General features: G+C 41.0%; 14 protein-coding genes. 10 read left to right on the top strand and 4 right to left on the bottom strand.

Features of this window, described 5'->3' with window-relative positions; all coding sequences use genetic code 11:
* The first annotated feature begins 298 nt into the window (after positions 1 to 298).
* From I8752_RS03245 to I8752_RS03270, 6 genes are all read left to right on the top strand, one after another.
* Positions 299 to 1405 carry a cytochrome c oxidase subunit II gene (locus tag I8752_RS03245; RefSeq protein WP_214430894.1) on the top strand — a complete coding sequence of 369 codons (1107 nt, stop codon included), beginning with the start codon at positions 299 to 301 and terminating at the stop codon, positions 1403 to 1405.
* A gap of 119 nt (positions 1406 to 1524) precedes the next feature.
* A complete protein-coding gene (gene ctaD, locus I8752_RS03250; RefSeq protein WP_214430895.1) occupies positions 1525 to 3261 on the top strand; it encodes a cytochrome c oxidase subunit I in 1737 nt (578 codons plus the stop codon).
* Between the two features lie 114 nt (positions 3262 to 3375).
* Positions 3376 to 4002 carry a cytochrome c oxidase subunit 3 gene (locus I8752_RS03255; RefSeq protein ID WP_214430896.1) on the top strand — a complete coding sequence of 209 codons (627 nt, stop codon included), beginning with the start codon at positions 3376 to 3378 and terminating at the stop codon, positions 4000 to 4002.
* An 819-nt stretch (positions 4003 to 4821) separates the two neighbouring features.
* Positions 4822 to 6072 (top strand): serine/threonine-protein kinase, encoded by a 1251-nt coding sequence (locus tag I8752_RS03260; RefSeq protein WP_214430897.1) that lies wholly within the window; start codon positions 4822 to 4824, stop codon positions 6070 to 6072.
* 218 nt (positions 6073 to 6290) lie between these two features.
* Complete coding sequence (locus tag I8752_RS03265; protein WP_214430898.1) at positions 6291 to 7370, top strand: PstS family phosphate ABC transporter substrate-binding protein; 1080 nt, start codon at positions 6291 to 6293, stop codon at positions 7368 to 7370.
* Between the two features lie 448 nt (positions 7371 to 7818).
* Positions 7819 to 8262: a hypothetical protein gene (locus I8752_RS03270; protein ID WP_225895414.1), complete on the top strand. Its 444-nt coding sequence runs from the start codon at positions 7819 to 7821 to the stop codon at positions 8260 to 8262.
* Positions 8263 to 8281: 19 nt separating this feature from the next.
* On the opposite strand, the gene I8752_RS03275 is transcribed toward I8752_RS03270, so the two are convergent.
* Positions 8282 to 8719, bottom strand: a complete 438-nt coding sequence (locus I8752_RS03275; protein WP_214430899.1) for a hypothetical protein — start codon at positions 8717 to 8719, stop codon at positions 8282 to 8284.
* Positions 8720 to 8772: 53 nt separating this feature from the next.
* Positions 8773 to 9477, bottom strand: coding sequence for a hypothetical protein (locus tag I8752_RS03280; protein WP_214430900.1), 705 nt, complete (start codon positions 9475 to 9477; stop codon positions 8773 to 8775).
* A gap of 968 nt (positions 9478 to 10445) precedes the next feature.
* Between I8752_RS03280 and acs the strand changes: the two genes are divergently transcribed.
* On the top strand, positions 10446 to 12419 hold the full coding sequence (gene acs / locus I8752_RS03285; protein WP_214430901.1) for an acetate--CoA ligase: 1974 nt from the start codon (positions 10446 to 10448) through the stop codon (positions 12417 to 12419).
* A 128-nt stretch (positions 12420 to 12547) separates the two neighbouring features.
* Here the strand turns inward: acs and I8752_RS03290 are convergent, their stop codons facing one another.
* The gene (locus I8752_RS03290; RefSeq protein ID WP_214430902.1) at positions 12548 to 12763 is read right to left on the bottom strand and encodes a hypothetical protein; all 216 of its coding nucleotides are present in this window, start codon (positions 12761 to 12763) and stop codon (positions 12548 to 12550) included.
* A gap of 254 nt (positions 12764 to 13017) precedes the next feature.
* Here I8752_RS03290 and I8752_RS03295 point away from each other — a divergent pair, with 254 nt between their 5' ends.
* From I8752_RS03295 to I8752_RS03305, 3 genes are all read left to right on the top strand, one after another.
* Complete coding sequence (locus I8752_RS03295) at positions 13018 to 13698, top strand: RibD family protein (RefSeq protein ID WP_214430903.1); 681 nt, start codon at positions 13018 to 13020, stop codon at positions 13696 to 13698.
* Between the two features lie 366 nt (positions 13699 to 14064).
* Positions 14065 to 16239 (top strand): putative bifunctional diguanylate cyclase/phosphodiesterase, encoded by a 2175-nt coding sequence (locus I8752_RS03300; protein ID WP_214430904.1) that lies wholly within the window; start codon positions 14065 to 14067, stop codon positions 16237 to 16239.
* A gap of 226 nt (positions 16240 to 16465) precedes the next feature.
* Positions 16466 to 16891 carry a KTSC domain-containing protein gene (locus I8752_RS03305; protein ID WP_214430905.1) on the top strand — a complete coding sequence of 142 codons (426 nt, stop codon included), beginning with the start codon at positions 16466 to 16468 and terminating at the stop codon, positions 16889 to 16891.
* Between the two features lie 101 nt (positions 16892 to 16992).
* On the opposite strand, the gene I8752_RS03310 is transcribed toward I8752_RS03305, so the two are convergent.
* On the bottom strand, positions 16993 to 19176 hold the full coding sequence (locus I8752_RS03310; RefSeq protein ID WP_214430906.1) for a tetratricopeptide repeat protein: 2184 nt from the start codon (positions 19174 to 19176) through the stop codon (positions 16993 to 16995).
* Between the last annotated feature and the right edge of the window lie 63 nt (positions 19177 to 19239).

Consider the following 19239-nt stretch of genomic DNA (forward strand, 5'->3'; position numbering starts at 1 on the left):
TTCACTTATACTTTGAAGCACTCCAGCTAGTTTTAGCCTGAAGCTTTAGGTATTTTTCAAGTTGTCACTAGATGATAAATAGCAGTTAAATTTGTTATCCTAAATTTTTCCTTAAATTTTCTCACTGATGTACGTCTATTCTTGGCAGTATCTAATAAGTCTCTTTTACTTAAGATTAGGAAATTAGCCAAAAAAATTAATAAAAATTTCAGACGATTAGATTCAATGTCTTCTAGCCTAGACTAACTTAGTAGGTGAGTAGCTTCGAGATAACGTAGTAAATTCATTTAAGTAAACCGTGAAGATTCCAAGTTCGATCTGGACATTACTCATTGGCATCGGGCTAACGCTAGTCAGCCTTTGGTATGGTCAAAATCACGGTCTGTTGCCAGCAGCCGCCTCGGATGAAGCCGTTTTGGTGGATGGTCTGTTCAACGCGATGATGATCGTTTCCACAGGTATATTTCTGATAGTTGAAGGTGTCTTAATTTACTCTGCAATTAAATACCGTCAGCGTGCAGGTGACAATGAAGACGGCCCGCCAGTTGAGGGCAACGTACCTCTAGAAATCCTCTGGACGGCGATCCCAGCAGTTATCGTTATCGGTATTTCTGTCTACAGCTTTGATGTATACAACGAAATTGGTGGCTTTAATCCTCATGCTGTTCATGAAGCCCCAATTACTCAGGACATGTCGATGAAGTCTGGGGCTGCAATTGCACAGCGTCCGGGAACCGCGATCGCCGCAACTTTAAACGATACGCCTCCCAGCACAGAATCCAACCTCAATCAAGAAAAATCTGATGAGGCAATGCAAGACCCAGCCACCGCAGCAGTCCGCAACGCCGACCAAATTCCCCAACTGCGGAACGCTCCTGGTGTCGGTAGCGTCGCTCCCAGTATTGGCCCAACTCCGGAAAAAGCAAATCAACCACCAGAGTTAGCGATTAACGTCACAGGTCTACAGTATGCTTGGCTTTTCACCTATCCTGAAACTGGTGTAACCACTGGCGAACTCCACGTTCCCATCGGGCGCGAAGTCCAAATCAATATGACAGCTAACGATGTCATTCACGCCTTTTGGGTTCCTGAATTCCGTTTAAAACAGGATGCAATCCCTGGTAGGCAAAGTGAGATTCGCTTCACACCTAACAAAGTGGGTGACTATGCCCTAATCTGTGCCGAACTTTGCGGCCCCTACCACGGCGCAATGAGAACACAAGTGGTAGTTGAAACACAAGAAGCATTTGATAAATGGATGCAAGAGCAGTTAGTTGCCAGCAAAGAAACACTTAACCAAGCCGTTGCTGTCAACCCTGCGGATCTATCCCCCCATGAATTTCTCGCTCCTTACACCAAGGACATGGGAGTTCAAACAGAAATCCTCCACCAAATTCATCATTAGTCAGTGGTCAGTGGTCAGTGGTAAAGAAACAACTAAGCAACTGACAACTAACAACTGACAACTTAAGACTCTTGTACAGACGCGATTAATCGCGTCTCTACTCAATACTCAGCACTCTTATGACACAAGCTCAGTTGCAAGAAACTGCCAATCTTCCCGCTCATGGTGAAGAACCACCAGTGAGAAAATGGCAAGACTACTTTAGCTTTAACACCGACCATAAGGTGATTGCGATTCAATATCTCGTCACCACATTCATTTTTTACTGTATAGGCGGCGTTTTGGCTGACTTAGTTCGCACGGAACTGCGAACGCCAGAAGTGGATTTTGTCACGCCTGAAGTCTACAACAGTTTATTTACGCTGCACGCCACAATCATGATTTTCTTGTGGATTGTGCCAGCAGGCGCGGGGTTTGCTAACTTCTTGATCCCCTTAATGATTGGGGCAAAGGATATGGCATTCCCTCGTCTAAATGCTGTGGCTTTTTGGATGATCCCCCCTTCTGGTTTGTTGCTCATCGCTAGTTTACTAGTAGGTGATGCGCCGGATGCGGGTTGGACTTCCTACCCTCCCTTGAGCTTGGTGACAGGTCAAGTGGGTGAGGGAATTTGGATTATGAGCGTCCTCCTGCTGGGTACATCATCGATTCTGGGGGCAATCAATTTCCTCGTCACCATGTTGAGGATGCGGATTCCAGGTATGGGGTTCAATCAATTGCCTTTGTTTTGCTGGGCGATGTTTGCCACTTCCGCGCTAACTTTGGTATCAACGCCAGTACTAGCAGCAGGCTTGATTCTGCTGGCTTTTGATTTATTGGCAGGAACGACATTTTTTAACCCGACTGGCGGTGGCGATCCGGTTGTGTACCAACACATGTTCTGGTTTTACTCCCACCCAGCGGTATATATCATGATTTTGCCTTTCTTTGGGGCAATTTCCGAAGTGATCCCCGTGCATTCGCGCAAGCCGATTTTTGGCTATAAAGCGATCGCCTATTCATCCCTAGCCATCAGTTTCTTAGGTCTAATCGTCTGGGCACATCACATGTTTACCAGCGGTATCCCTGGTTGGCTGCGGATGTTTTTTATGATCACCACGATGATCATCGCCGTACCTACAGGAATTAAAATTTTTAGCTGGTTGGCAACTATGTGGGGCGGCAAAATCCGACTCAACAGTGCCATGCTGTTTGCTATGGGTTTTGTCGGCACATTTGTGATCGGCGGGATCAGTGGCGTAATGTTGGCGGCAGTACCTTTTGATATTCACGTACACGATACCTATTTTGTTGTAGCCCACCTGCACTACGTTTTGTTTGGTGGTAGCGTTCTCGGCATTTATGCAGCGATTTATCATTGGTTCCCGAAAATGACGGGACGAATGTTGAACGAATTTTGGGGTAAGGTTCACTTTGCTTTGACAATTGTCGGTTTAAACATGACCTTCTTACCCATGCACAAGCTGGGAATGATGGGGATGAATCGCCGCGTTGCTCAGTACGATCCCAAATTTGCGTTTATCAACGAAATTTGTACTTATGGTGCTTATATCCTGGCAGTTTCGACGTTCCCCTTCATTATCAATGCGATTTGGAGTTGGTTGTACGGAGAAAAAGCAGGTAATAATCCTTGGAGGGCATTAACCTTAGAGTGGATGACAACCTCACCGCCAGCGATTGAAAATTTTGACACAACCCCAGTACTAGCTACAGGCCCTTACGACTACGGCTTAGAAAAGGCTAATGAAGGCGTACCTTTATCTGACCCCAATCCAGTCTTGTCCGGCGGCCCTAACTCAGTATTAAGAGCAGAACCCGACCCAACGGTTGCTGCTAATCCCGAAGACCGTAAATAAACTGGGTACTGGGAGACCTTTGGAGAATTAAAAATTTTTAATTTTACATTTTTAATTTTTAATTGATTTGTCCCCAGTCCCCAGTCCCCAGTCCCCACTCACTTATAAAGATTCATGCAAAGTCAAACAATTGACCCAGCGAAAACTGAACTGAATCATCACCACACAGCGGAAGCTACGGCTGGCCATCACGAAGAACATCCAGACCATCGTTTGTTTGGGCTAATTGTCTTCTTGATCGCTGAAGGAATGATTTTTATGGGGTTGTTCGGAGCTTATCTAGCTTTCCGTTCTACCATACCTGTTTGGCCTCCCGCAGGCACGCCAGAATTAGAACTATTACTCCCTGGAGTTAACACTGTCAATCTGATTGCTAGCAGTTTTGTCATGCACAATGCTGATACTGCGATCAAAAAGAATGATACGCGGGGTGCGCGTACTTGGTTAGCCATCACGGCAGCGATGGGTGCTGTTTTCTTGGTAGGGCAGGTGTATGAATACACGCATCTGGAATTTGGTTTGACTACCAACTTGTTTGCTAGCGCATTTTATGTTTTGACTGGCTTCCACGGCTTACACGTGACCATCGGTGTTTTAGCGATTGTTGCAGTGTTGTGGCGATCGCGCGTTAAAGGTCATTACAATAGCGAAAAGCACTTTGGTATTGAAGCCGCAGAAATCTATTGGCACTTTGTTGACGTAATTTGGATTATTTTGTTCGGATTACTGTATTTACTGTAAGTATTAATTATTAGTTGTTCACTCCACGCGAATAACTTAACAAGCCTCCTTTTGGGGGCTTTTTTAATTAATATTTGGTAGCGATAAATTTATAAGTGTTTATTGACACAAGCTTTAAATATTATACCAATTCACTTTATAAATGATACAAATACGGACGTAAAGGCGAACGTAACAGCGCCCCTACAAGTCCTTGCATGTGTATCAAGATTTTCCTGAATTGGTATCAGGTTAAATATAAAATGCCAATCTGTGAAATTCGCTCAGAATTTGGCTTTTCCCTTCTGCCTTCTAAGTAGAACGGTGCAAATAAACCGAAGTATGTAACGAAAAGTAAAGTTACCTAAAACCCTCTTTCCTTCTGCCTTCTGCCCTCTGCCTCCTGCCTTGTCATAACGACAATTTTTAACATCGACCTACTTACTTATAGGATGAATTAACTCTCAAGCTCGATCTGTTTGTCTGCTGCTTTTTAGCTTCCTCGAACTCAGGAGAATTTCAGGCGATCGCATTTTTTGCAGTCAAATCTAAACATTGGTCAGAATTTGTCAGTTTGGCTGAAAGCAAATTATCCTAATATAAGTTGTGTATTTTGTGAGTCTTCATTATTTGCTAAAATTCTTCCATGAGTCTCATGAAACCAAGATGATTATAATAATATAAAATCAAGCAATCAAGCTGCTGACCCATAGAACTGCTTCAAAGTTCAGAGAAAGTATGGTAAATTGTTGCTTCAGATACAAAAACGCAGCATTAAAAAATTCTTATACTTAAACTAACTTTGACTGGTCAGTAATTATAGTAGGTAGAATACGCCAGATGCGTCGGTATCCTCTCATCAAAAAAACACTTCAAAATGGTTCATACACTATCAAATTTTTGAAGAGTGGAGAATCTGGTAATACCCACTTGTTAACAGGTAAAATCCGCCACACAAATCAGTCCCCTCTGATAAGAACGATACTTCGGAATCGTTTTGAGATTGTTAAACTTTTGGGAAGAGGCGGTTCAGGTGATACTTACTTAGCCCTAGACTTAGATTTACCAGGACAACCCTACTGCGTCGTCAAACATTTTCAGCCAAAAGATTCTAATCCAGATGCTCTGCCGATCTCTAAAAGACTATTTGCTCGTGAAGCCGAAGTTTTGTATCAGTTAGGCAACAACTACGACCAAATTCCTAGACTGTTTGCCCACTTTAACGAAAACGAAAATTTTTATTTAGTCCAGGAATTTATTGACGGTCATGATTTGACTGAAGAACTCATAGTAGGTCAACGTCTCAGCGAGAAAACAGTCTTCAATTTATTAAAAGAAATTCTAGAAATATTGGTATTTGTCCACCAGCACAAAATCATTCACCGCGATATTAAGCCCCAAAATTTAATGCGGCGACACTCTGATAAGAAGATTGTGTTGATTGACTTTGGCAGTATTAAGAAAATGAGTGCCGTGGGAACCAATGCCACGATTATTATTGGCACTCCTGGCTATATGCCAAGCGAACAAGCTAAAGGAAAGCCAAAGCTTTGCAGTGATATCTATGCAGTAGGCATGATTGGTATTCAAGCGTTGACAGGTTTAATGCCTAGCCAACTACAAGAAGATCCCAATACAGAAGAAATTATCTGGCGTGACAAGGCTCAGGTAAGTGACTCCCTAGCAGATGTTTTAGATACAATGATTCGCGTTCGCCATAGCCAGCGTTATCACTCTGCCGCAGAAGCTTTAGAGGCGCTGACTGCTACTCAAATTATCTCACCATCCTCACAATCTACCGAGCCAAACACAAATACTGATGACTATTTACTACTCTATAAAAAATTTATTTTGCTATTAGGAATAGGCCTTGGCACGATCACTAGTTTAGTGTTGATAGTTTTAATCTATACATTTATGTTTACGAGTACATCACTACCAAATAATCCCATTCAATTAAAATTTAAGAGTTTCATCGAAAAATTTTTTGATTTAACCTTGGTTAAAACAGATATTCCTATAGCCAAATCTCCAAATAACAAAAGAGTTTGCAACAGCAATTGTGCGATCGCCGAAGATATTAATAGATAAATTGCATTTTCCCAGATAAAAAGTTAGTTACTTACCACCGATGGAACGCTGAATGGTGAATAGCTGTGAATTGTCAACAACTTCAAGTCAGATAATTTATTTTTTGAGAGTAATTTTACAAAAGATTTAGTTTTGAGATCGATATTCTTTGAACTTTAATATTTAAAAATACCATAAAGATAAATAATATAAATCAATAATATAAACAACGCAATGATATGGACAATACAAACGAAAGAAAACCTCTAATCAAAGGAGATATGGCTGTCTTTCTCAGAGGTTTGATCATTGGCAAAGTCCTGACACTTGTGGTTATTGGCGGACTACTTTGGTGGTTACTGAAGCCAGGCTCCTTGACTCGCAGCAGCCCTGAAACAGCTAATATTCAAAATGCAGATACTACCTCTGAGGCGACATCCAGCTTTGAAACAGTTGCTAATGTCCCACCTGAGTCATTTAACTACGGTGGTAGTACAGCTTGGGCATTTATCCGCCAACTAGTAGATTCTCAGATTCAGAGCACTCGTCCCGAACTGAAATTACACTACATAAACCCCGTTAACGGTAGCCCTGGTTCTACTTCGGGGATTCGGATGTTGCTTGACGGACAATTGGACTTTGCTCAGTCCTCCCGTCCTCTCACAGATGAAGAACGAGCCATTGCCAAGCAGCGAGGCTTTACTTTGGAGGAAAAGCAGGTAGGGATTGATGGCATAGCTGCGATCGTCAACCCATCGTTGAAAGTACCAGGGTTAACTATTAAACAGTTGCAGCAGATTTATTTAGGGCAGATTACTAATTGGAAACAAGTGGGCGGGCCAAACCTACCTATTACTGCTTTCTCTCAACGAGCAGAGGATGCAGACACAGCAATCTTTTCAACAAAAAGTGGTTCTCACAAACAAGCCCTTAACCCTAATGTCAAGTATGTCTACTCCACTACAGAGGCTGTGCGCCAAGTTAGTAAAACTCCGGGTAGTATATACTACGCTTCTGCACGCGCAGTAGTGCCTCAATGTAGCATCAAGCCTTTGCCAATCGGTCGCACTAGCGATCGCCTAATTCCGCCCTATCGAGAACCCTTAGTGCTACCCGAACAATGTCCGCGTCAGCGCAATCGAGTTAATAGTGAAGCGATCGCCAATGGCAGCTATCCAATTACCACTAGCTTGTTTGTAATTATTAAGCAAAACCAAGGTCGAGAACAGAAGGCTGGCGAAGCCTATGCCAATCTTTTACTTACTGACCAAGGGCAAAAGGCACTCGAACAAGCTGGTTTCTTAGGGGTTCGCCACTAAATTTTTGAAGATTAACAAAAAAGAATTTAGGAGTCAGAATTCAGGATAAATTCTGTATAAGTGCGGATGAATAAACGGGTTTAAGTCCCCCACTATTCGATTAGTGGCGGGTCTAAATCCGGTACTAATTGATTCTCAATTCTATATTATTCTTTAAGCGATCGCTCTTGCTCTTTTTAGGATAATTCCCGATTTTGTGCAACGCCGAAAAATAAAATCAGCTAAAACTCTCTTTCCTTCTGCCTTATTCTCAGGATAAATATTCACACAACCTATTTAATCTCCTTTAAAACTTACTTCTTTTAGAAGATTGCTTTAGTTTCTCTTTGATGCAACAAGCTTTTGAATAGCTGACATCAAGTTCAAACGCAACTATACTTAGGTCTAAATTTATGTAATAATAGTGAGATTACGGAAAAATATCATACTAAGCACTAAAAAATCAAACATGAATATTAATATTATTAATTTGTATCCAAAAGTAATTTTGGGTTTAGGTTTGGTATGTGGAATGTTAGGTGTAGTGACTTCAGATACTGCATCTTCTCAAACTACCCCTAGTCCTACTAACGATTTAGAAGTGACTGCCTATACAGGTACTTATTTCAAACGCCAAATAGATTGGTATCAACAGTCACCAGAAATAACCGATGCTAATCAAAGGTGTTATGCCAGACGAGGCGAGCGATTTCTTGTCTCGTCTTATAGACGACCAGTCAATGAATCACCAGTAAGAGAAGACAATCGCAATAGTCGTTACTTTGGCAATATTGAATACCCAGGTGATTACTGGGAAGTTACTTTTCAGAACTTACCCTCTAGGTGCAGCAGTCAGCTAAACCAAGGTGGACAAACTTGGTTTGTTTATAGACGACATGTAAGTATCAGATAGAAAAGCACATTTAAAACTTTCACAAAACTTCAGCCAACTTTGCCAATAGACTATCTGCTAAATCTAAAAAGTCATCATCCACTTCCCTACTTACATTACTGGCCAACAAATTTCTCACAGCAGATAACCTCTCATCTGCTTTATAAATTCTCCAGTATTCTTCTAAGTTCACTGCTAAATCAAAAAGGGAACGTTCTTTTAAATGCTGTCTGACTCTGAGCGCAACACGATCGTCACTTACTAGAAATTCTTTGATACTGTCTAATAAAGAATTACCTATTATTTCTCCATCTTCCCAGGTTTCTAGCCAATCTCCATCTACGTCTTCAACGTAAAGATGGATAAAATTTAACCCGTAATTTAGCCAGTCTTGCTGCATTTTTCGGGCTGTCGCTAAAGTTTCAGAAAATTTATCCACTTGATTTTCTAACTCGTGAATTTCTCTTTGATTAGCCATAAAATCTGTGATGAGCAAGTTTGTAGAGTAAAACACAAATCTTGAATAACCAATTACTGAAAGGAACGCGAAAATTTTAGATACTTGCCACCCGCAAGATAATCGCTGTTATAGAGAGCAACATTCACCAACTGATTGATAAAATCAGCATTTTTAGGACTATAGCTTAAGAATAGTCCTCTCTCAATTTCCCATAAATGTAATGTACTTTTCCAATAATGATACTTTTGGTGATTAAATTCTTCAGATACACTGGTAACTTGAATGCATAGTGGTTTTTGCTGACGACTGCTCACAATTAAATCTGTAGCCATAGAAAGGTCGGCGATATAACGCTGCCAAAAACTACCTTCACGACTGACAATATCTTGAGCTATAGATTTAATGATATCATCATCAATCTGATTAAACTCTCCTGCCATTAATTTTTGCTTCCAAATATAAAACTTAGAATCAGTTGCATCGATCCACTTAGGAAAAAGATAACCATACCAATATCTCTCATTGGGTGTCATTTGCTCGAATTTGGCTTTTTGTTCTTCCTCTGAAGGTAAGGATTTGATCGTCAGCCAAATTGTAGAATCGGTAATCACCTCTAGGAGGAAGGCAAGGACTAATGGCTTTGCAGTCAGGGAACCAGGTTTGATATTCTTGACCCAACGATTGATTTCATCTAATCTTCTCGCTAAATTAGGGTCTATCGAGGAGGCTTGCTCGATGAGGGACTTTAGCCGATCCTTAATCTCTTTTGCTTGCAAACTATGCCCTACTTTCAGTAACTAACGCTTTTTTTAATTTATACCTAATTTCACTACCTAATATCTCTATTAACAAAAATGTTAGTGTCAGCTTTTTTCTGATACCTAGGTAGATTCGCATCCTTTGATTTGGCAACTGCACTCTAGACTAACTTTGTGAGATTATATTGCATAATATATTGTATCCGCCACTCTGGATATTTGCGTTAATACATAACAGGCGATCGCAGCATTCCCCATCGCCTATCTCATAATGCAAGCTAGGGTAAGCAGCTAGAAGGCATTTGGCTATGAAAATATAGCAAAGTGCTGAGTGCTGAGTGAAAATCCAGCTGCTTGGTGGCTTTGAGCTATCAACACTATCCTAACCCATATGACTACGGCTATAATCGACACGATCTAAATAGTTGGTTCAAGTTACTCGAACGGTACTACCATAGACCTCTTGCAGAAGTCGGGAAAAGGGTAAGGGGAAAGGGGGAAAGGTTTGGTATTTTCCCTCGCCCTTTATCCCCAGAGGGGGCCCCACTTTCCCCAATAAAGATGAGTCCCTTTGACCACAAGAGTGCAAAAAGCACTTTTGCTCATAGGTCTCATTAATAGCGCAAATTTTTAATCGCTGTACCCAATACCGAGCAGAATCAACTGGTCGCGGCTAGGATTCCCCACCATACCAGAGATTGGTGGCTCTAGGTACTGGGTACTAGGGACTAGGTAATAAATAATGAACGAGAAAAATAATCCCCAATCCCCAATCCCTAATCCCCAGTCCCTTTTTCTTCCATCTGAACTTTCCTTAAAGGTTAAATTTCTTATGGGAGTTATAGCTCTTCGTCACTACTTGCTTTTGATTGGTGTAAACTGATTAACTTGGTGATTTCCGCCCAGCTCAATGAAAAGCTAAACACCATCTGGCACAACTTTGCTAATAATACTTTTCATTAACAATACCGTTAGCTGCCAAAAATATGTCCCAACCAACTATAGAATCCATCCTGCAAGAGAAACGCCTATTCCATCCCCCTGCTGAATTCTCCCAAAACGCTCATATCAAGAGTTTAGAAGATTATCAGCATCTCTACGACCGCGCCAAAGCCGATCCTCAGCAATTCTGGGCAGAATTAGCGCAGACAGAACTGCACTGGTTCCAAAAATGGGATACTATACTAGACTGGCAACCGCCCTTTGCTAAGTGGTTTGTCGGCGGTAAGATTAACATTTCTTACAACTGTCTTGACAGACATCTCACCACTTGGCGCAAAAATAAAGCCGCGCTGATTTGGGAAGGAGAACCAGGAGACTCACGGACTCTCACCTATGCCCAACTGCACCGCGAAGTATGTCAGTTTGCCAATGTACTAAAGCAATTAGGAGTACAAAAAGGCGATCGCGTCGGTATTTATATGCCAATGATTCCAGAAGCCGCGATCGCCATGTTGGCTTGTGCGAGAATTGGCGCATCTCATAGTGTAGTATTTGGTGGTTTTAGTGCGGAAGCTTTACGCGATCGCTTAATTGATGCCAAAGCTAAATTAGTAGTCACCGCCGATGGTGGTTGGCGCAAAGATGCGATCGTGCCTCTAAAAGAACAGGTAGACAAAGCTTTAGCTGATGGCGCTGTTCCTAGTGTAGAAAGTGTCTTGGTTGTCAAGCGGACAGGACAAGAAACTTATATGCAGTTGGGGGGACGCGATTTTTGGTGGCACGATTTGCAAAAGGATGCCTCAGCCGATTGTCCTGCCGAACTGATGGACAGCGAAGACATGCTGTTTGTTCTCTACACATCTGGTAGTACTGGCAAACCGAAGGGCGTTGTCCATACAACTGGTGGTTATAACTTGTACGTCCACATGACCACTAAATGGATTTTCGATTTGCAAGATACAGATGTATACTGGTGTACTGCTGACGTAGGTTGGATTACTGGTCACAGCTACATAGTCTACGGCCCTCTTTCCAACGGGGCAACGACTTTGATGTATGAAGGTGCGCCTCGTGCGTCTAATCCTGGCTGTTTCTGGGATGTAATTGAAAAATACGGGGTTAATGTTTTTTATACTGCACCTACGGCAATTCGCGCATTTATTAAAATGGGCGAACAGCATCCCAATAAACGTAACTTGTCATCGTTGCGTTTATTGGGAACCGTCGGCGAACCGATTAACCCAGAAGCTTGGATGTGGTATCACAAAGTAATTGGCGGCGATCGCTGCCCAATTGTCGATACTTGGTGGCAAACAGAAACTGGCGGTATTATGATTACGCCGCTACCTGGGGCAATTCCTACTAAACCCGGTTCAGCAACTCGTCCCTTCCCCGGAATTATTGCAGATATCGTCGATTTAGAAGGTAACTCTGTACCCGATAATCAAGGTGGTTATTTGGCAGTGCGTTATCCTTGGCCGGGAATGATGCGGACAGTCTATGGCGATCCAGAACGCTTCCGCCGCACTTACTGGGAACACATCCCCCCCAGAGATGGCAACTATACTTACTTTGCCGGTGATGGAGCTAGACGCGATGAAGATGGTTACTTCTGGGTGATGGGTCGTGTAGATGACGTGCTGAATGTATCAGGACACCGCCTCGGTACAATGGAAGTAGAATCAGCCTTAGTGTCTCACCCCGCAGTAGCAGAAGCTGCCGTAGTGGGTAAGCCAGATGAACTTAAAGGTGAAGAAGTAGTCGCTTTTGTGACTCTAGAAGGTACGTATCAGGCCAGTGAGGATTTGAGTAAAGAACTCAAGCAACACGTAGTCAAGGAAATCGGTGCGATCGCCCGTCCGGGAGAAATTCGCTTTACGGATGCTTTACCGAAAACGCGATCGGGTAAGATTATGCGGCGATTGCTGCGAAATTTGGCAGCGGGACAAGAGGTTTCTGGCGATACCTCAACCTTAGAAGATCGCAGTGTGTTGGATAAGTTGCGAGAAGGCGCTTAGTAATTCCATATCGTGTCCGATTAAAGACTTAGATTTTGGATTGGCATTTCCTTGATTGGAGATGCCTTTTTATACAAGATATCTCAATGAGAAATGAGAGTTTGAGAGTGTTTTTGCGTAAATCTTATCTACAATACTTGTGACTTAGATAGGTAGCGAATGATTTGTACAAAAAAATACAATATCGTACCATAAAGTATTACTGGAGAAAGCCATTTTAGCCATTGCAGGTGTAATCCGAGATGAGAAAACCCCAATAGTAAAACGTCATCTAATAAACTCAATAGCAAAAGTAAAAACTGTTTAGGAAAATATTGAATTAAACTTCTGGGGTTAATGTTCATAACCTCAATTTCTTAAATTTATTCGTTAAACATTTACATTCTTTAGGCATAATCTCAAGTAATTTTTAGGTAGAGTTTATTGTTACTTTATTTGGTAATGAGCGTTTAAACCCTCAGTAGCAGAATTAATATGGATTTACATTAGCCTATTTATCATCGAGGATTTTGAAGTTTAAATCGCTGAAAATTGACAATTATTGATTATTTACTGGCTAAAATGAATTAAAATTTAACAGAACCGTCAGAACCTTAACATGACAACTATTCAAACAACTGTGGTTCTTGCGATGACGGCTGATGGAAAAATTAGCGCCGTAGACCCAAAAGCACCTCGTGATTCCGATCCAGCCGATCAAGCACATTTGGAATATCAAGTATCCTTTGCCGATCTCATCTTAGTGGGAGCGGGGACAATGCGAGCTGAAGCACAGACTTTTACAATTCGCAATCCCGAACTGCTAGCAGCGCGTCAAGTTCGGGGTCAGTCTCCCCAACCTATTACTTGTCTTGTGACGCGATCGCTCGATCTCAGTCCGGACTGGCCTTTTTTCAGCCAAGATGTTGAGCGATGGATCTTTACAACAAAAGCAGGTTTAGAGCGCAATTCTAGTACAACAAACTTACAGAAGGTAGCCGATCTAATTGAACTAGGGGATAAAGAATTAGACTGGAATCGAGCTTACACCTTAATGGCAGAAAGGGGTATCCAAAAAGTCGTGGCTTTGGGAGGTGGTTCTTTAACAGCCGCCCTTGTGGAAGTAGGGCGAATTGATGATTTGTGGTTGACTATTTGGCCTGTCATTTATGGAGGAAAGGACGCACCTACCCCAGTGGAAGGAAAGGGTTTTCTTCCCCATGATGCCCCTAATCTGCAACTCCTAGAAACTCGCCAAGTTGGCAGTGAGTTGTTTTTGCATTATCAAATAATCAAGTGAAAAAGCGATAAAAAAATAGCGATCGCTTGTTAGTTCAGGCGATCGCTTTTATATCAAGATTTATCTATGCCACACATAGATTAAAAAAGCATTTTCCGAACTTGACTAATAATTTAGGTATATAGATTTCTTATTAGAGAAGACGGGAAATTATATTCAGCAAATCTGTTAAAGACAAAAAAGTAAGCTAAAACACATTTAGATTTCATCAAACTCCTGAAGGATAGGCATCTTGTCTACTTAAGTTAATACGAGTTCAATTAAAAACAATTCATTAACTATATTTCTTGTGTAATGTTAAAATCAGCTTAATAGCAGGTTGGTATAATAACTGTATGTTCAAGAAGGCGTAAACTAGGAAAGCCTATGCGAACCAGTAAGGAGATCGAGGCAGAAATCAGGGAAAAATTTGGTTTTGTCCCACCCTTCTTTCAGCCAGCTGAACAAAATGCACAAGTATTGGAAAATCTATGGCAACAGACACTTTCTGCCTATATCAATAATCCTATATCGGCGCTGTTGAAAGAAAAGCTTTCTGCATACCTCTCCCGTTATTGTACTGTTCCTTACTGTATGATTTGCCATAGTTGTACTTTACGTACTCTGGGTTTGAAGACACAGGAAGTATTAGAGCTATTAGAATCGCCGCCCCCAACAGAAAAAGAAGTTGCAACACACCTCTATATGCTTGGGCGTTCGGATAGCGAACAGATAGTATTATCGGATTTGAGTTCGGTAATTGAAAAAAGTCTACTTTTTTGTTCAATATTTATCTTCTTGGAACGAGAGCAAGCTGAGTACTGTCGGTCTGAGTTGCGCCGTCTGCTTGGGCCTGTGAATTATCAGCACTTAGTGACACTTTTAGCTTATATTAAGACCTGTCATCTATGGATGGAAGCTCACCCAGAAGTCAATTATGAAGCAGATAACCGGGTTATTGAGCAACTAAGTAATTTACTTGAGGAAGCACCAAGTTTAACTGATTTTTTCTGCAACTACATAGATAAAGTCAGGCACGAACAACAGATATGGGCAGAACAGGCAATCCAACTCGCTCAGTACCAGCGAAATCAGCAGACAATAACAAAAGCTGGCGATGATTTAGAAAAATTGGTTGAGGAACCAACTGTCGAACTGTCATTATCTAGTTTGCTTCTAAAACAGGAGATTGGCGATCGCTTGCGAGCAGAGGCACAATTACTGCATATTGCTTATCATGATGCATTAACAGATTTACCAAATCGTACCTTATTCATCAAGCGACTGGGGCAGACAGTCGAACGTGCCAAAAGGCGTAAGCATTTATTTGCCGTCCTCTTTTTGGATTTGGATCGTTTCAAAGTCGTTAATGATAGTCTGGGGCACACTAGCGGAGATCGTCTCTTAATTGCGATCGCGCACCGACTGCAAACTTGCTTGCAGTCTGAAGATACATTGGCACGTCTCGGAGGAGATGAGTTTGCCATTCTATTGGAGGAAATTCAAAACATTAACGATGCCATTTACATTGCCGAGCAGCTCCAACAAGAATTAACTATACCTTTTTATCTGAATAGACATGAGGTATTCACTACCGTCAGCATAGGCATTGCCCTGAGTACAACAGACTACGACCAACCAGAGAATTTTTTATGCAATGCTGAGATTGCAATGTATCGTGCCAAAGCTTTGGGGAAAGCGCGTTATAAGATATTTGACAAGGTAATGTACAGCGAAACCACAAAGCTTTTACAGTTAGAAATAGACTTGCGGCGTGCTATTGAGCGCCAAGAATTTCTCATCCACTATCAGCCGATTGTTTGTTTGAAAACTAACAAAATTATTGGTTTTGAGGCTCTTGTGCGCTGGCAGCATCCCAAACAAGGTCTTGTGTTCCCTACAGATTTTATTCCTGTGGCGGAAGAAGCTGGACTAATTGTCCCTATAGGCGATTGGGTGCTTAAAGAGGCTTGTCGGCAACTACACGAATGGCAGCAGCTATTTCTGGAAAACCGTTTGACAATCAGTGTTAATCTTTCTAGCAAACATCTTTCACAATCTCATCTCAACGAGCAAATTAGCCAAATTTTACAAGAAAATAATTTAGATCCACGCAGGCTCAAGCTAGAAATTACCGAAAGTGCGCTCTTAGAAAACACTCAATCTGTAACAGCCATGCTTGTGCAATTGAGAGAACTAGGTATTGAATTACATTTAGACGACTTTGGTACTGGCTATTCATCATTAAGTTATTTGCACTGCTTTCCAATTAGTGGATTAAAAATTGACCGCTCCTTCGTCAACCGAATGGATATCAATGGTGAGAACGCAGAGATTGTCAGCACGATTATTACCCTAGCTTACAATCTGGGCGTAGATGTTACGGCCGAAGGCATAGAAACAGTTGAACAACTCGAACGACTTAAAGTACTGCAATGCAAATATGGACAGGGAAACTTCTTCTCCAAGCCATTACAGGCATCAGCAGCAGGAGATTTGATTGCGAAACAGGTAAACCTAGCGTCTTCTTCTAAATGCCTCAGCAGGGGGAAAAAACTTTAAGCTGTTGTGCTTTTAATTTGCACTTTAGTGCTGAGTAAAAATCCAGTTTTTTCAAGGCTTTGAGCAATCAATACTGTCCTAAAGAGTGTGACTACGGCTATAAATTAAAAAACAACAGCTTGGGTAGTAATATTGACAGCCAAAGAATTTTTTAGTATAAATGTACTATAAATTTTCTTGCATCAAAATTTAACACTCTCGCGTTGCCAACAGGAGAGCACAATTAATGAAGCTATCTAAAGTAGACTTGAGTAATTTATTAGCGATCGCTCACTCTGACGGATATTTGCAGTTATTGCTCGACCGAGGTGACGAACTGGAGTTTTTAGAAATTCCTGCACCAATCCAAGCTTACGAAGGACTGCAAGAACTCAACGAAATTATTGCTGAACCTCCTGCACTTCCTTTTGAAGAAGAACCAATTGCGATGTTACCAGTTAGCTCAACAATGGCGGCGGCTGTAGGCTACGATCGCGACGAATGTATTTTACAAGTTGAGTTTCAAAATGGCACAATCTATCAATATTCAGGAGTAGATCCAGAAACTTGGGAAGATTTACATGCAGCAGATTCAATTGGGAGGTTTTTTAATCAGGAGATTAAAGGTAGATATGAATCTGAGCGGATAGATACTGATGACTGTTGCTATTAATTTAATAAACATCTGGTGAAATGATGTAAGGGCGAACGTAACAGCGCCCTTACCCGTGTACCTCATTTACCTGAAAAAAGCTGTATCAAACTTAAGTGTATTTACTTTCCAATCAACTGCTTAAAACTCTCATCATCTGCAATATCATCAAAATCTATATCCGTGGCTGCTTCTTCTTTGTATCTGGGATTAATCTGAATCGCCTGTTGCAGACTTTCTAAGGCTAATTGTAGTTCTCTTTGCAGTGCATAACAAACCGCTCTATTGTAATAAGCACTGGCGTAGTCTGGCTTAATTTCCAGTGCTTTACCAAAACTAGCGATCGCTTCATTATCTCGTCCCAATCTTACCAGAGTATAACCTCGTTTATCCCAAGCTTTGGGAGAATTGGGTTGGTATTGTAGAGATTTCTCAAAAGAGGCGATCGCTTCTTCATATTTTTCCAATTCTATCAAAGAAAGACCGCGATTTAACCAAGCGACTGCATCATCAGGTTTGATTTGCGTAGCTTTATCAAAAGAGGTAAAAGCTTCTTGATGCTGTCTTAAATTACCAAAAGCTACACCGCGATCGCACCAAGCTTGATGATAGTCAGGTTGGATTGCAATAGCTTTATCATAGCAAGCGATCGCATCTTGGTAGCGTTTCAATCTGCCGAGAGTTAAGCCTGTTTTTAACCAGATAACAGGTTCGTCAGGTTGGATTTTTACTGCTTGATTGTAAGCCGCGATCGCCTTTTTATATTGCTTTGCAGAAAACAGTATATCTCCCTGTTTGACGTAATCATCTGCTAACAATTCTGGCTGCGATTGCGGTTGCTGTATTTGTTCCTCTTTAGTAATTGATTCAGATTTCATCTCAACCAATTCTTGTAAGATGGTATCCTTGCGTTCTTGAGCATCCAATTGTAACTCAGAAAGTTGAGATACAACTTCTGTTTCAATTTTTTCTAGCTTTTCTAAAATTAGCAACTTTTGTTCTTGAGCGCTTGATTGCAATTGAGAAAATTGAGAAATAAATTCTGAACCGGATTGTTCTAAATTCTCAACGATTAAGTCTTTTCGGTTTTGAGCATCTACTTGTAATTCTGATAGTCGCGCTGCAAATTCTGACTGTAATTGAGTTATACTGTCAAGAATTTTTTCTTTTTGTAGCTGAGTATCAGATTCTAAGCCAGAAATTTGATTTTTCAGGCTTTCTAGAGCTATATTTTTTTGTTGTTGAGCATCTATTTGTAATTCTGATAGTCGCGCTGCAAATTCTGACTGCAATTGAGTTAAACTTTCAAGGATTTGTTCGCTTTTTACCTGAGTCTCAGATTGCAATGCAGCCATTTGTTCTTTGAGATTTGTCAGCGCTACATCTTTTTGTTGTTGAGCATCTAAACCTAATTCTGATAGTTGTGAAGTCAATTCTGCACGAACGTTGATTAAACTCTCAAGAATATTGTCTTTTCTTTGCTGAGTATCAGACTGCAAGTTAGCAACTAAAGCAATGAACTCATCTCTAGATTTTTCTATATTCTCCAATATAGTATTTTTTTGTTGTTGGGCATCTAATTGAAGTTGAGATATTTGATAATTCAGGTCTGATTCCAGCTTTGCTAAATTACCTATTGTACTATCTTTTTTGCGTTGGTTATCCAACTGTAATTCAGATAGTTGAGCGATAAAATCAGACTCTAATTGTTCTATATTTCCTTGAACTCTTTTAATATCCGTTTCTAATCCTGCCAATATATTATCTTTGGCTTGCAATATTTCTAATTTCAAATTAGACACATCTTCTTGCTGTCTGGTGAGATTTTTTTGTAGAATATCAGCTTCTTTTTCTAACTGCCGATTGATATTTTTAGCTTCTTGAATTGTATTTTCAGCTTCTTGCTTTACAATAGCTAGCTGATTTTGTAAATTTTCTAATCCTTGCAGCTGTGCCATAGCTCTTTCAACAATTTCACGGATTGCCACCCGTCGTAATAGCCAAAATAAAGCAACGATCGCCACTGGAAATAAACTTAATATTACTAACCAGACATTCAGTAAAATAGTTGTACGACTAAAGGCGCGATCGAAACCTAATTGCTCCTGTTCTCGCAGCCGCTTTTCTGCTCGCAGTCTTGCTAATTCTTCTCGCTCTTGATTTGATGTTATTTGAGCAGTAGTAATCTCTCTGGAGACAGATGGTGTAATTTGTCCGCTTGTACTACCAGCAGACAGCAGCAAGGGTGAAAAGACAATAGCACTTTTCAAAACTAAGGTGAAAACAACTTGATTCTTGCTCTTCATAACAACCATCTCGTTCTGTCGGTCAGTTTTTGAAGCAGTGAGCCTCTCTCCAATCTATAACAG

Origin of the sequence: Dendronalium phyllosphericum CENA369, assembly GCF_016056275.1 — a bacterium.
GTDB lineage: Bacteria > Cyanobacteriota > Cyanobacteriia > Cyanobacteriales > Nostocaceae > Dendronalium > Dendronalium phyllosphericum.

Bases quoted from the DNA above. Each gene is read 5' to 3' on its own strand.
- ctaD (WP_214430895.1), top strand. From the start codon at position 1,525: ATGACACAAGCTCAGTTGCAAGAAACTGCCAATCTTCCCGCTCATGGT.
- I8752_RS03255 (WP_214430896.1), top strand. From the start codon at position 3,376: ATGCAAAGTCAAACAATTGACCCAGCGAAAACTGAACTGAATCATCAC.
- I8752_RS03260 (WP_214430897.1), top strand. From the start codon at position 4,822: ATGCGTCGGTATCCTCTCATCAAAAAAACACTTCAAAATGGTTCATAC.
- I8752_RS03265 (WP_214430898.1), top strand. From the start codon at position 6,291: ATGGACAATACAAACGAAAGAAAACCTCTAATCAAAGGAGATATGGCT.
- I8752_RS03270 (WP_225895414.1), top strand. From the start codon at position 7,819: ATGAATATTAATATTATTAATTTGTATCCAAAAGTAATTTTGGGTTTA.
- I8752_RS03275 (WP_214430899.1), bottom strand. From the start codon at position 8,719: ATGGCTAATCAAAGAGAAATTCACGAGTTAGAAAATCAAGTGGATAAA.
- acs (WP_214430901.1), top strand. From the start codon at position 10,446: ATGTCCCAACCAACTATAGAATCCATCCTGCAAGAGAAACGCCTATTC.
- I8752_RS03290 (WP_214430902.1), bottom strand. From the start codon at position 12,763: ATGAACATTAACCCCAGAAGTTTAATTCAATATTTTCCTAAACAGTTT.
- I8752_RS03295 (WP_214430903.1), top strand. From the start codon at position 13,018: ATGACAACTATTCAAACAACTGTGGTTCTTGCGATGACGGCTGATGGA.
- I8752_RS03300 (WP_214430904.1), top strand. From the start codon at position 14,065: ATGCGAACCAGTAAGGAGATCGAGGCAGAAATCAGGGAAAAATTTGGT.
- I8752_RS03305 (WP_214430905.1), top strand. From the start codon at position 16,466: ATGAAGCTATCTAAAGTAGACTTGAGTAATTTATTAGCGATCGCTCAC.
- I8752_RS03310 (WP_214430906.1), bottom strand. From the start codon at position 19,176: ATGAAGAGCAAGAATCAAGTTGTTTTCACCTTAGTTTTGAAAAGTGCT.